Here is a 13,741-nt window from a genome sequence, read left to right as displayed (position 1 = left end):
TCTTATTAAAGAAAATCTGTGATTTTCAACAACACTTTGTAACTTGTCACTAAGAGTGGTTTAGCCACTCTTTAATAAAAGTGTAGTATACTGTTTAAAATCTTTACAATTAGAGGGGCTAAGAATACAGTGAATAAACCAGCTATACCAATAGATAAGCTACTCATAGCACCCTCTACTTCACCAAGTTCTAGAGCTTTAGTTGTACCAACAGCATGAGATGCTGTTCCAAGAGAAACTCCAATAGATAACTTGTCTTTAATTTTAACTGTTTTACAAATAGTTGGACCCATTATAGCACCAAGTATTCCAGTAATAATTATAGATACAACTGTTATAGGTGAAATACCGCCTAATTGTTTACTTACTTCTACACCTATAGGTACTGTAACTGATTTAGGTGATAAAGATTTTATAATATTAGCATCAAGTCCTATAAAGTAAGAAATTAATACTATGCTTATGATACCAACAATTGAACCAACTAATATTCCAACAATTATAGGCAAAGCATTAGCTTTTAATAAATCTAATTGCTTATAAAGAGGAACAGCTAATATAACTGTAGCAGGTCCGAGAAAAAATGCAATAAGTTGACCACCTTGGTCATAACTTTGAAAGTCTATATGAAATATTAATAATAGACCTACTATAAAAGTTATGCTAATCAATAAAGGATTAAATATGGGGTTTTTAAACTTTTTGTATAAAAACATACCTAATTCAAAAGCTAGTAAGGATATTAAGATACCAAACAAAGGGGAAGAAATTACTTCATTCATTATTTTATCTCCTTTCTATTTTGAATTTTTTTTAGTAAATCAATAGTTTTTCCGGTACATACCATTACTATTATTGTACTTAAGAAGCAAACTATTAAAATTTTATACCATGTATATCTAAGAACATCTAGAGAAGTAATAAGTCCTACTCCTGCTGGTATAAAAAAGAATGCTAAATGATCTAATAAAAATGTACTTATACTTTCAATATGTTCAAGTTTTACAAATTCAAAGCATAATAATAGTAATAATAGTAACATTCCAATTATGTTACCTGGAACTGGGAGATGAAAGCCTTTTGACAATAACTCTCCTACAAAAAAAATTGATAAAATAATTAATGATTCTCTTAAAAGTTTCATTAGAACTCACCTCTATAATAACTTTATCACGAATTTTATAGAAAAGGACCCTTTTAAGAAAATTCTAAAAATAACTATGAATTATTTAAACAATATTCGTTAGACACTAATTTTAAGCAATGGTATAATATTAAAAAGATTCAAAAAGTTTTGAGAAAAAAGGAGAGGGTTTCATCATGAAGAACTATGGCTTTGTTGACAAAAATTTAAATGAAAGCCCAATGAATTTATTAAGTACTGACGTAAGTGGTAATATTTGTGGAGAATTTGTTGAGTTTACTATACATCAAGTTTATGAAAATATAGGAGAAAACTCTATAGAAGGTGTTTATACATTCCCAATACCAGATACAGGAGTTATAACAGGATTTAAGGCTAATTTAGGAGGTAGAACTTTAAGTGCAATAATTGAGGAAAAGCATGAGGCAAGTAAAATATTAAAGAACTTTAATGAAAGAGAATTAAATAAATTAAGTATAGAGGAAGAAGATAATATATATAAGATTACAATAGGAAATATACTTACAAATGAAAAAATACAAATAGATATATCATATATGGATCAACTTCTATTTGAAGACAATGAATATAATCTTACAATACCATTTATAGAAAGTCCTAGGGCAATGAATTTTGACGATATAAATGAAGAAGTAGATCTAATAAATTGTGAGACAACTTTAAACTTGTTAATAGAAACATTTAATGCTGTAAATATATATTCTCCAAGTCATAATATACAGGTTGATTATGATACGCCTACATTATGTAAGGTGTCCTTAGTTAAAAATGAAACGTTGGATAGGGATTTAGAGATATGTATAAAAGAAGATAAAAATAAAGGGTTTTACGGAATGTATTATTCATTCCCTAAACACGAATGTGATGAGACCATTATTTATTTAAAATTATATCCTAAGTTAGATAAAAATTTTAAGGCGGAAAACAAAAACTATGTATTTTTATTAGATACATCAAAATCAATGAGAGGAGAAAAACTAGAAGAGGCTAAGAGTTCATTGGAACTTTGTCTTAGAAACTTAAGGCAAGGAGATACATTTAATATAGTGGCATTCAATAATAAACTCAAAATGTTTTCTAGGGATGGTAATGTAGATTTTAATAATGATAATTTAAAAGAAGCTTCTCAATGGATAAAGTCACTTACATTTGGTAGAGGATCAGACATATATGAAGCTCTAAGATGGACTATAGAAAAAAGTAGCAAGGAAGCACCTTACACAATATTATTATTTACGGATGATTTAGTTGAAGAGGAAAATGAAATAATAGATTATGTTAAGGAAAATATAGGAGAAAATAGAATTTTCCCATTTGGAATAGATACTTCAGTAAATAGCTATTTTATAAACAAATTAGCAACTGTTGGGTATGGAAAAGCTGATTTTATATATCCAGGGGAAGTATTTGAAGATATGGTATTGAGGCAATTCAATAGAATAAATAGGCCACAGGTAGATGTGAGGGAAATTAAGTGGGGAAGTGATATGGAGGTTATAAGAACGTATCCGAGAACCATAGAGTATATTTACGATAGGGAATTATTTAGTGTATTCTGTAGGGTAAAAGGAGACATAAATGGGCCAGTAACCATAAAAGGATATGTTGGAGAGGAAAGTTTTGAGCAATCAATATTTTTAGAAAACTTTGAGCTTAATGATAATGCATATCTTATAGAAAAGATATGGAGCAGAAAAAGAATCGAATCAATCCAAGAAAGAATGCTTGGAGAAAGAGGAAACATTAAGGAAGCTATGAGAAATAAGGTTATAGAGCTTTCTAAAGAGTTTGAAATATTAAGCAATGAAACAACTTTTGTAATGCTAGAACAAATAGAGGATCCTATACTTGGTATAGCTATGAGAAGACTAATACCTATAGAAATTACTGATGAAATAATGTTTAATTTAAGTTATGCATATTTCTTAGATTCACCATCATTCCTTTATAAGGTTAAAAACAATAAACATATAAAGAATAAAAATAAAATAAATAATTTATACAAATACAGCAGAGAACAGTTAATGAGGCTTATAGCAAAGCATCAAGGAGCCGATGGAGCATTTGGAGATTCCATGGAAATTACATTGAAAAGTACAATTGCATTACTGATAGGAAGAGAAGATGCAACTTTATATATTAATCAAATAAATAAAGCTATAGATTACATGGTTAATTATATAAATGTTGAAAAAAATTTAAATGAAAAAGAAACTTTATTATATTTATTGTGTCTTCAACTTATTGATATTAAAGATGTTGCAAATGATGAAAATGAAATATATTTAGAAAAGTCTTTAGATTATATAAAGGATATCATAGAGAATAATGAATATATATCTAATGCATATTTGCATGAAGAACAAGATTTAAGCGATATAAAGAAATCTATTAGTTTTATGTTAGCGCTTCATGATTATCAATCTAAGGCTATTGAAGAAATAGAAAAATCATTAGATGATGAGGACTTAAATGAAATTTGTAATATAGCAATCCTAGAAGCTAGATAAAAAATATCCTCTTGAATTTATATTCAAGAGGATATTTTTGTGAATAAATTTAAAACTAAGGCACAGTTAATTGATCATCACAATTTAACTCATTTTTTTCTAATTGAAGATTTGTTAGCTCATCTTTGATTGTTTCTTTAGACAATCCAGTTAAAAGTGAATCAGGGCATTTTAATGCTCTTTTAAACAATCTTTCAGCACTTTCCAAGTCACCTTCTTCTTTATGAATTAAACCATAATAATAATAAGGTTCACTAAAAGATAAAGGACTTTGAGTTAGCTCATAATAAATTTTTTTAGCTTTTTCAAGATCTCCTAAGAAGTAATAACTTTCAGCAACATTATCATTAATTATTGAACTAGATGAATCATACTCTAGTGCTTCAAGGTTAAATTTAAGAGCTTTTTCATAATCGCCAGAAAGAATTAACAAGTAACCAAGGCCTTCATATAAAGTAATACTTTTATTCTCTTTATAAAGTTCTTCTAATATATTTATAGATTCATCTAAATTATTTTTTTTCCAATTAAGTAAAGCTAGAGTTATTCTAGCATTTAGATTATCTTTAGAAGCTAATGTGAATTTTGAAGCCATATTTAACATTTTCTCGCAATCATCTAGCTTACCTTCAATAAGTAAAAGATAGGCATAACTTACATAAACTCTAGGCTTACAGAATTTTGAGTTTGATGCTTTTTCAAAATATTGTAATGCATCTTCTTTATTTCCATTATCATAAAGCTTTCTTCCTTTTAAAGTGTAAAAAAGATATCGTCTAGTTATTAATTTATAAAGAAAATATCCCAATAAAGCAAATTTAGCTAAAAAAGGATTTATAATTGATAAACCCACAAATCCTATTAAGATAGCTAAAATTTCTATCACTATAGATTTCATAACAATATACCCCCAATAATTTAAGTTGAAAATACAAATGACATTTTACTAATTTATAATACATTATACAATGAAGTTCACTTTTGTTAAAGTGAAAAGTTGAAATATTTAGAAAATTAAGCAATAATTTAACTATTGATATAATCTATAGAAAATGAATTGTTTATAGACTATAATAATAGATATGTGATTCTCAGGATTATAGTAATTTTTTATAAGCTTTATAGGGGTTTATTAGCTTTTAGAGAAGTTTTAATGAGGTAATAGGTTATATAGATAATTATTGGGAGGATGTTAATGAAAATATTACATATTATATCACAAAAACCTAGTGATACAGGAAGTGGGCTTTACATAAGAAATTTGATTAAGGAATTTAAAAAAAGAGGACATAAACAAAGTATTTTATGTGGTGTAGAAAATTTAAATGAATCAGAACTAGGAATTGATGAAGTAAAATCATATCCTGTTATATTTAATACAAAAAAATTGCCATTTAATATTGTTGGTATGAGTGATGTTATGCCATACAATAGCACTAGATATAGAGATTTAGATAAGGATATGCTGTATAAGTTTAAATGCGAATTTGAAAATACTATAGTACAGGCTATAAATGAATTCAAACCAGATGTAATATTGTGTAATCATTTATACTTAGTTACTGCATTGACAGTGGATATTGCTAAAAAAATTAAAGTATACGGTATATGTCATGGCACTGATTTAAGGCAATTAAAAAGTCATAATTTAGAGAAGAAATTTATAATGAATAATCTAAAAAAATTAAGCGGAGTATTCGTATTACATAATGATCAAAAAGAGGATTTAATTAAAAACTTTAATATTGATAAGGAAAAGATAATAGTTTCAGGCATTGGATATGATGATAGTATATTTTACAATAAAAACTTAAAAAAGAGTAAAAAAATAAATATAGTTTATACAGGAAAGTTATGTTACTCAAAAGGTGTTAGATGTTTAATTAATGCTTATAGTTCATTAGAACTTAATAAAAATGAAGTCTGTCTTAATATAATTGGCGATGGATGTAATGAGGAGAAAAAGCATATTATTAAATTAGCAGAAAAGAGTCAGTTAACTATTAATTTTTTAGGTAGATTAACACAACATCAATTAAGTCATGTATATAATAAAAGTCATATCTTTGTTTTACCATCATTTTATGAAGGGTTGCCACTAGTTTTAGTTGAAGCGTTATCATCTGGAATGTACGTAATATCATCTGAACTTAATGGAGTTAAAAATTGGTTTGGAGATAATATAAATAACTCAGGAAGGATAGAGTATGTAGAGCTTCCTAAAATGAAAAGTTTAGATGAACCATGTGAGAGTGGTATTGAGGAATATGAAGATAGGCTAAAGAAGAGTATAATAAAAACAATTAGTAAGGTGAAAAATAGTAAGGATTATAATGAAATTGATACACAGGAACTAACATGGTCAGGGTTAAGTAAGGTAATAGAAAAAAACATAGATTTATAAGAGCTAGACTAATAGAATGTATTAAAAAAACAACCTCAACTTGTGACTTAAAGAATGGCATAGCCACTTTATTATAGGAGGAGAAATTATGATTTTTGAAGCATGTGTTGGAAATTATAAAGAGGGGAAAAAGGCTGAAGAATTAGGGGCTAATAGGATAGAATTATGCGATAATTTAGACCAAGGTGGAACAACACCTGGATATGGAACAATATTTATGTCTAAGCAAAAAATTAATATCCCTATAATGGTTATAATTAGACCTAGAGGTGGAAATTTTATTTATAGCAAAGATGAAATAGAAATAATGAAAAAAGATATAAAAATATGCAAAGATTTAGGCGTTTATGGAGTTGTATTAGGAGTTTTAAATGAAGATAACACATTAAATAAAGAAATACTAAAAGAACTTGTTGAGGAATCTAAACCATTAAAGCTTACTTTTCATATGGCATTTGATGAAATAGAAGATAAATTTACCGCATTAGAGGACATTATAGATTTAGGGTTTAATAGAATATTAACCAAAGGTTGTAGTACTAATGCTTTAGATGGAAAAGAAAAAATCAAAGAGCTTATTGCAAAAGCTAATAATAGGATACTAATACTTCCAGGGGGCGGATTAAATAAAGATAATTATAAAGAATTTTCTTTATTTACAGGCGCTGTTGAAGTACATGGAACAAAAATAAGAGGGAACTTAAAGAATTAATAAATATATATTAGGCACATTAAAGAAAATAACAAGTCCAAGATGCCATGTATATTTTGTGAATGTGCCTTAAGTTATAAAAGAGATATTTTTTTACCTAAAGATTAAAGGTATAAAAATATCTCTTTTATTATTTTACCAGGAAATTATAAAATTTAAAATCTGTGGTTTTCAACCTGAACTTATCCTTGTAAACTTGTCACTTGAAAATGACGTAGCCACTTTTTTTACATGAATACATAATGAAGTAATATTAGGAGATAATAAAAATGGTATATAAAGAAGGGAGTAATTTAAATGGAAAATAAAACATTAAATATAGTAACAAAAATTTTAGTTTGTATATGTATAAGCTTTTTTACAATAAGTTGTTTTTATGAGCAATATGCATATGGAGAAGAGGGGAATAAAGAAAGTGGAAAGATTGCTATAGTTATAGATGATTTTGGATATGAAGGTGAAGGAACAAATGATATGCTAGATCTTAAAATACCTATTACAGCAGCTATTATTCCATTTACAGAACATTCATCGTATGAGGCGAAATTAGCTGCAGCTAAAGGTAAGGAAGTGATAATTCATATGCCTATGGAGCCAGACAAAGGAAAAGCTAGTTGGTTAGGTAAAAAGCCACTAATGACGGGATTAAGCAATGAAGAAGTGGATAAAAGAGTAAGAGAGGCTATAGAAGAAATACCAGAGGCTAAAGGAATGAATAATCATATGGGGTCTAAAGTAATGAGAGATGATAAAATACTAATGCCAGTTTTTAAAGTATTAAAAGAAAAAGAAATGTTTTTCTTAGATTCTAAGACTACTATGAATTCAAAGGGAGAAGCGCTGTGTAAAGAGTTAGGAGTTCCGTACTATGGAAGAGATGTATTTTTAGATCACGTTCACAGTCAACAAAATGTTGAAAATGAGCTAGAAAAAGCAGCTGATATAGCAAAAGAAAAAGGATATGCTATTGTTATAGGACATGTGGGTGGTCAAGGGGGTAAAATAACAGTAAATGGAATAAAAAACAAAATGCATAAATTGGAAAATAAAGGAATAGAGTTCGTATTTTTATCACAATTAAAATCAGAATAATATAGAGGTCTAAAATAAATTCTAAATAAAGTAAATTATTATCTTATTAAAAAATATAATGAGAACAATTAAAAGACATTAAATTAGGCATCTAAAAAAATAATAGGCCATAGATTCAAAGAATGTTGGTCCATTATTTTTTGAAGATGCCTTAAGGTGTTTTTAACTCAATTTCATGTATTTTAAGCTTTAAAATGGAATTTTAAATTATAGTTTAGACAGAAAATCTTAGTTAAACAACTAAGGATAAAAATAAGTGTGCTTAGGAATTAAGGATATTATGATATAATATAGATAAAATATAAAAAGATTAATTTGTTTATATAGGGAAGGGGAACACTCATGATAAAGGCAGTTTTATTTGATTTGGATGGGACACTAATAGATACAAATAGGTTAATAGCAGAAAGTTTTAAATATGCATTTAAAAAAGAGCTAAATGAAGACAAAACAGATGAAGAAGTTAGTAAGTTTTTTGGACAACCATTAAGAGATTCATTTATAAATTTAGGCGAAGAGTTATGTGAAAAAATGATAGTAACTTATAGAGATTATAATGAAGAAATACATGATACCATGTGTAATGAGTTTAATGGAGTTACAGAAACTTTAGAAAAATTAAAAAGCAATGGATTCAAATTAGCTATTGTTACATCAAAAAGAAGAGCTCTAGCGGAAAGAGGAATGAAGATAAATAATATCTTAGAATATTTTGATGCAATAATAACACCAGAGGATACAAGTGATCATAAGCCTAAGCCTGGTCCAGTATTAAAGGCATGTGAAGTCCTTGAAGTTGAACCTAAAGAAGCTTTAATGGTTGGAGATAGTAATTTTGATTTAATGTCTGGAAAAAGTGCAGGTGCAAAAACTTGTGGGGTAAATTACACAGCTATTCCAATTGAACTCTTAAAAGAGTGTAAGGCAGATTATTATATAGATAATATAGAGGATTTATTACATATAGTTTAAGAAATAAGTTTTTAGTGAGAATTGTGTTTTCAATTGAAGGTTGAAAGTGAGAGCTTGATTGAGTGACAAGAGACAAGTGACAAGTGACAAGTTAAGGATGAAATTTTTTGAAAACCTGTGGTTTTTAGCAATAACTTTCAACTTTACACTCTCAATTTTCAACCATAATTGTCAATCGTCAATCTTCAATTGTCAATTAAAACATGAGAGGAGTATAAGGATGAGTAAAAGAAATTTTAAAGGTAGCGTTGTTTTGAATCCAGTTCCAGTAGTGCTTATAACAAGCAAAAATAAAGATGAGAAAGTAAATGTATTTACAGTTGCTTGGGCAGGGACAATTTGTACTAAGCCGCCTATGTTGAGTATATCTGTAAGACCAGAAAGATTATCATATGAATACATAAAAGAAAGTGGAGAGTTTGTTGTAAATCTTCCTACAGCATCTATGACAAAGGCCGTAGATTATTGTGGAGTTAGAAGTGGTAGAACTGTTGATAAGATATCAGAGATGAATTTTAATTTAGAGTATAATGATATTATAGGGGTTCCCTCTATAAAGGAGTGTCCTGTAAATATACAATGTAAGGTTAGAGATATTATTCCATTAGGAACTCATGATTTAATATTGGCAGATGTGGTAGGATCAACAATAGATGAGGCTATAATAGATGAAAAAGGTAAAATACACTTTGAAAAAGGAAATTTAATATCATATTCTCATGGAGAATATTATCCATTAGTAAAGAAGGCTATAGGGTCTTTTGGATATTCTGTTAGAAAAAAAACTAGCACCAAAGAGGATGAAAAAAATAAAATTAACAAAAAGAATAAAAAGACTAAAGTAAAATATAAAAATAAAAAAGCAAATAAGTCTGTGTAACATTAACACAGACTTATTATTTTAATAATATCTTTTTCTTCTTCTTAGATTCTTTTTAATAAGCAATACAATAGTAGCTACTATTAATATAGCAACAACAGCACCTAATATAATGGAAATATATCCTATTATATTTGCTTTTGTTAATTCTGAGAAAGATTGATTGCAATAAGCATCATAAGTCTTTTCAGAATTTCTTTCTTTTACAGTTAAAGTAGCTATATTAGAGCCAAATTTAAGTTTCCAAGGGTTTAATGTTCCCTCTTTAACATCTATTTTAGTATCATTTTTATTTATATCATTTTCATATTGAGTTATGTCTTCCTTAACTAATACAGGAACCTCTAAAGTCTTTTCTTCTCCAAAAAATCTAAAAGATTTATACTTAACAGGTATTTTAGCAACTACAGTGTCTTTTGAGTAAGTTACTACCTTGTCAGCAGAGTAAGCATAATCTATTATAGCTTTCATATCTTTAAATACTTGGGTATCTTGTTGATCATATTCAGACTTTAAAACAACACCAGCCAAATGCCTTCCATTTCTTTCATAAATACCAACGAGAGATCTTCCGGCTTTTTCAGTGTATCCTGTTTTTCCACCAATACAACCATCAATGCCTAAATTTTTATTTCTATTATCAATTAAAGCTATTATATTGTTCTTAGTTTGAACTCTATCCTTTGCTAGAGACATAGTTTCTCTAACCCATGGATTATCATAAGCAGCTTTACTAAGAAGGGATAGGTCATAAGCTGTTGTATAATGATTGTCGTCATGTAATCCATTAGGAGTTACAAAATTAGAATTAGTCATTCCTATTTTTTTTGCTTCATCATTCATCATTTTAGCAAAGTTTTGAGAATTACCACCTATTGTATCTGCTATAGCATAAGCCCAATCATTAGCAGAATATAATAGAAGTGTTTTCATAGCATCAGATGCGGTCATAGAATCTCCAACTTGAATCTTTCCTTTAGCTATGTTTATATCTAAAGAATATTCAGGTTGCTTTTTAGCATCAGATGTAAACTTTATTTCATCTGATTTTTGTGCATTGTCAGCAAGGACAACACCTGTTAAAAGTTTTGTAATACTTGCTGGATACATCTTGTCGTCTGCATTTTTAGAATAAATAATTTCTCCTGTGTCAATATCCATTACAAGGGCAGATTTTCCAACTATATTTGGCGCCTTAGTCTCAGCCTTAACAGGTTGGATAAAAGGCGATGCTATAGTAATAGATAAAGATAGTGCGATTGCTGATAAAATTTTCTTCATACTCAAGATTCTTCTCTCCGTTCATTTTAAATTACAATAAAGTATATAATATAATAAATATACCATTATTATATTATTATAACAAGAAGTTAAAGCAACTAAATGTATAATCTTAAGAGTAGAGGTGATAAAAATGAAAGTTAAAAGTATAAATGAAGTTTTCAAAAAAAGAAAAGGAAAAATTTTGGGTGATTATAAAGAATTTGCAGTTATGATTTTAATTTGTAGAGAAAATAAAGAAGAATATATAATACTTGAAAAGAGAGCATTGACGCTTAGAAAGCAACCAGGAGACATATGTTTACCAGGTGGTAAGATAGAAAATAACGAGACACCCCTAGAGGGGGCCATTAGAGAAAGTTGTGAAGAACTAAATATAGAGAGAAAAGATATTGAATATGTTGGAGAAATGGATTATTTAGTAACGCCATATGGAAGCATAATGCATGTATTTGTTTCATATGTGAATTCCTATCCAAATAATTTTAATAAAGATGAAGTACATTCATTAATGAAAATACCTTTAAAATATTTTCTTAATAATGAACCACAAGTTTATACCATGAATATAGGACCTCTAAATTATGATGAGTTTCCATTTCATCTCATAGAGGGTGGAAAGGATTATAAATTCTCAGCTGGAACATTAAATCAATATTTTTATAGTTATAAAGAAAGTAATATTTGGGGATTTACAGCAAGAATAATAAAAAGTTTTATTGATTATATTAAAGAAAATGATATTGAATAAAAATTCTGAAAATTATATACTTATAGTAAGGCACATTCAAAAAAATAACAAGTCAGTATGCTAGTCTATTTTGTGTCATACTTCGTCAGAGATATTAGCCCATAGTTATGCTATGAACTAATATCACTTCCTTGTCTGACACAAAATATACATGGCATCTTTGAATTGGTATTTTCTTTCATGTGCCTAAATACTAATTATTTAGGAGGCCTTTATGAAGTTTAGCCAATTTAAATATGAAAGACCAGATATTTACATCTTAAAGGGGGATCTTAAAAAACTTATACAAGGGATTAAGGAAAGCAATTCTAAGGAAGAACAAATATCTTTAATAAAGCATATAAATTCAATTAGGAATGATATTGATACAATGATGAATGTATGTGATATAAGGCATACAATAAATACTCAAGACAAGTTTTATGAAGAGGAAAAAGAACATTTTGATAAAGTTCTACCAATTTATCAAGGGGTAATTTCAGAATTTTATAAAACTTTAATTAATTCAAAGTTTAAAAAAGAACTAGAAGATGAATTTGGAAGTCAACTTTTTAATATAGCTAATGCATCAGTAAAGGTTTTTTCAGAAGAAGTTATAGAAGATTTACAATTAGAAAATAAAATATCATCAGAATATACTAAGCTACTTGCTAGTGCTAATATACCTTTTATGGGAGAGGAAAGAAATTTAGCTGGAATGGTTCCCTTTCAAACAGATAAAAATAGAGAAACAAGAAAGTCTGCTAACGAAGCTAGATATAAATTTTTTAGTGATAATGAAGAAAAGCTAGACCAAATATATGGTGATTTAGTAAAAGTAAGAACTAAAATAGCTAAAAAATTAGGATACAAAAACTTTGTTGACCTTGCATATGACAGATTGTGCAGAAGTGATTACAATAAAGATATGGTTAAAGTTTTTAGAAATCAAGTTTTAGAAAACATAGTTCCAGTGAGTACAGAGCTATATAAGCGTCAAAAAGAAAGACTGAACTTAAATAGTTTAAAATATTATGATGAAAATTTTAAATTTTTAAGTGGCAATGCACTACCAAAAGGAGATGCCAATTGGATATTAAATAATGGCAAAAAGATGTATTCACAGCTTTCTAAAGAAACAGAAGAATTTTTTGATTTTATGCTAGAAAATGAATTATTAGACGTATTAAATAAAAAGGGAAAAGCTAGTGGGGGATATTGCACAGATATACCTAATCTTAAAGCACCATTTATCTTTGCAAATTTTAATGGAACATCTGGAGATGTAGATGTGTTAACTCATGAAGCTGGACATGCCTTCCAAGGATATTGTAGTAGGAATTTTGATATACCAGAATATTTATTTCCAACTTTAGAGGCATGTGAAATACATTCTATGAGTATGGAATTTTTCACTTGGCCATGGATGAAACTTTTCTTTGAGGAAGACGAAGAAAAGTACAAATTTGGACATATCTCATCAGCATTAACATTTATACCTTATGGAGTTAGTGTAGATGAATTCCAGCATTTTGTTTATGAAAATCCAGAAATAACACCAGACGAAAGAAAAAAAGCATGGAGAGATATAGAAAAAAAATATCTTCCACATAGAGATTACGAAGATAATGAGTTCTTAAATAAGGGAACATACTGGTATCAACAAGGGCATATTTTTGAATCACCATTTTATTATATAGATTATACATTAGCACAAATTTGTGCCCTTCAATTCTTTGAAAAGATGACTAAGAACAGAGAATGTGCATGGAATGACTATTTGAAATTGTGTTCTTTAGGTGGATCTAAAAGCTTTTTAAGTTTACTAAAAGATGCAAATTTAAAATCTCCATTTGAAAAAGGTACGTTAAAACCTGTAATGGATTGTGTTAAAAATTATTTGTCTAATGTAGATGATAAAAAATTATAGTAGTGAGTTTTATTAAAAGTCTAAAATGTAAAGCTATGAAAATAAATATTTTCATAGCTTTAATT

12 protein-coding genes are annotated in these 13,741 nt (G+C 28.0%); 8 read left to right on the top strand and 4 right to left on the bottom strand.

All coding sequences use genetic code 11. The features are described from left to right. Positions 1-71: 71 nt before the first annotated feature. The gene (locus BM119_RS08060) at positions 72-782 is read right to left on the bottom strand and encodes an LrgB family protein (RefSeq protein WP_090040429.1); all 711 of its coding nucleotides are present in this window, start codon (positions 780-782) and stop codon (positions 72-74) included. Continuing rightward, on the bottom strand, positions 782-1,144 hold the full coding sequence (locus tag BM119_RS08055; RefSeq protein WP_090040427.1) for a CidA/LrgA family protein: 363 nt from the start codon (positions 1,142-1,144) through the stop codon (positions 782-784). Before BM119_RS08055 ends, BM119_RS08060 begins: the two co-directional genes overlap by 1 nt. Positions 1,145-1,320: 176 nt before the next feature. Here BM119_RS08055 and BM119_RS08050 point away from each other — a divergent pair, with 176 nt between their 5' ends. Further along, positions 1,321-3,675 carry a VIT and vWA domain-containing protein gene (locus BM119_RS08050; protein WP_090040426.1) on the top strand — a complete coding sequence of 785 codons (2,355 nt, stop codon included), beginning with the start codon at positions 1,321-1,323 and terminating at the stop codon, positions 3,673-3,675. A gap of 55 nt (positions 3,676-3,730) precedes the next feature. On the opposite strand, the gene BM119_RS08045 is transcribed toward BM119_RS08050, so the two are convergent. Next, positions 3,731-4,573, bottom strand: coding sequence for a tetratricopeptide repeat protein (locus tag BM119_RS08045; protein ID WP_090040424.1), 843 nt, complete (start codon positions 4,571-4,573; stop codon positions 3,731-3,733). Positions 4,574-4,870: 297 nt separating this feature from the next. Here BM119_RS08045 and BM119_RS08040 point away from each other — a divergent pair, with 297 nt between their 5' ends. The 5 genes from BM119_RS08040 (at position 4,871) to BM119_RS08020 (ending at position 9,735) form a co-directional block, all read left to right on the top strand. Beyond that, positions 4,871-6,079, top strand: a complete 1,209-nt coding sequence (locus BM119_RS08040) for a glycosyltransferase (protein WP_177199353.1) — start codon at positions 4,871-4,873, stop codon at positions 6,077-6,079. An 88-nt stretch (positions 6,080-6,167) separates the two neighbouring features. Continuing rightward, positions 6,168-6,791, top strand: a complete 624-nt coding sequence (locus BM119_RS08035; protein ID WP_090040420.1) for a copper homeostasis protein CutC — start codon at positions 6,168-6,170, stop codon at positions 6,789-6,791. 297 nt (positions 6,792-7,088) lie between these two features. Then, positions 7,089-7,883, top strand: coding sequence for a divergent polysaccharide deacetylase family protein (locus tag BM119_RS08030; protein ID WP_090040418.1), 795 nt, complete (start codon positions 7,089-7,091; stop codon positions 7,881-7,883). A 342-nt stretch (positions 7,884-8,225) separates the two neighbouring features. Then, entirely contained in the window at positions 8,226-8,855 is a 630-nt protein-coding gene (ppaX, locus tag BM119_RS08025; protein ID WP_090040416.1) for a pyrophosphatase PpaX, read from the top strand. A gap of 220 nt (positions 8,856-9,075) precedes the next feature. Further along, positions 9,076-9,735: a flavin reductase family protein gene (locus BM119_RS08020; protein WP_090040415.1), complete on the top strand. Its 660-nt coding sequence runs from the start codon at positions 9,076-9,078 to the stop codon at positions 9,733-9,735. A gap of 21 nt (positions 9,736-9,756) precedes the next feature. On the opposite strand, the gene BM119_RS08015 is transcribed toward BM119_RS08020, so the two are convergent. After that, positions 9,757-11,016, bottom strand: a complete 1,260-nt coding sequence (locus BM119_RS08015) for a D-alanyl-D-alanine carboxypeptidase family protein (protein WP_090040560.1) — start codon at positions 11,014-11,016, stop codon at positions 9,757-9,759. Positions 11,017-11,149: 133 nt separating this feature from the next. Between BM119_RS08015 and BM119_RS08010 the strand changes: the two genes are divergently transcribed. Together BM119_RS08010 and BM119_RS08005 are read left to right on the top strand one after the other, a co-directional pair. Beyond that, positions 11,150-11,767 carry an NUDIX hydrolase gene (locus BM119_RS08010; RefSeq protein WP_090040413.1) on the top strand — a complete coding sequence of 206 codons (618 nt, stop codon included), beginning with the start codon at positions 11,150-11,152 and terminating at the stop codon, positions 11,765-11,767. A gap of 214 nt (positions 11,768-11,981) precedes the next feature. Then, positions 11,982-13,676, top strand: coding sequence for a M3 family oligoendopeptidase (locus BM119_RS08005; protein ID WP_090040412.1), 1,695 nt, complete (start codon positions 11,982-11,984; stop codon positions 13,674-13,676). Positions 13,677-13,741 lie beyond the last annotated feature (65 nt).

The organism is Clostridium frigidicarnis (assembly GCF_900111985.1).
Taxonomy (GTDB): domain Bacteria; phylum Bacillota; class Clostridia; order Clostridiales; family Clostridiaceae; genus Clostridium_Z; species Clostridium_Z frigidicarnis.
The sequence above is the reverse complement of the archived record's forward strand: the minus strand, read 5'-3'. Positions and strand labels throughout refer to the sequence as shown.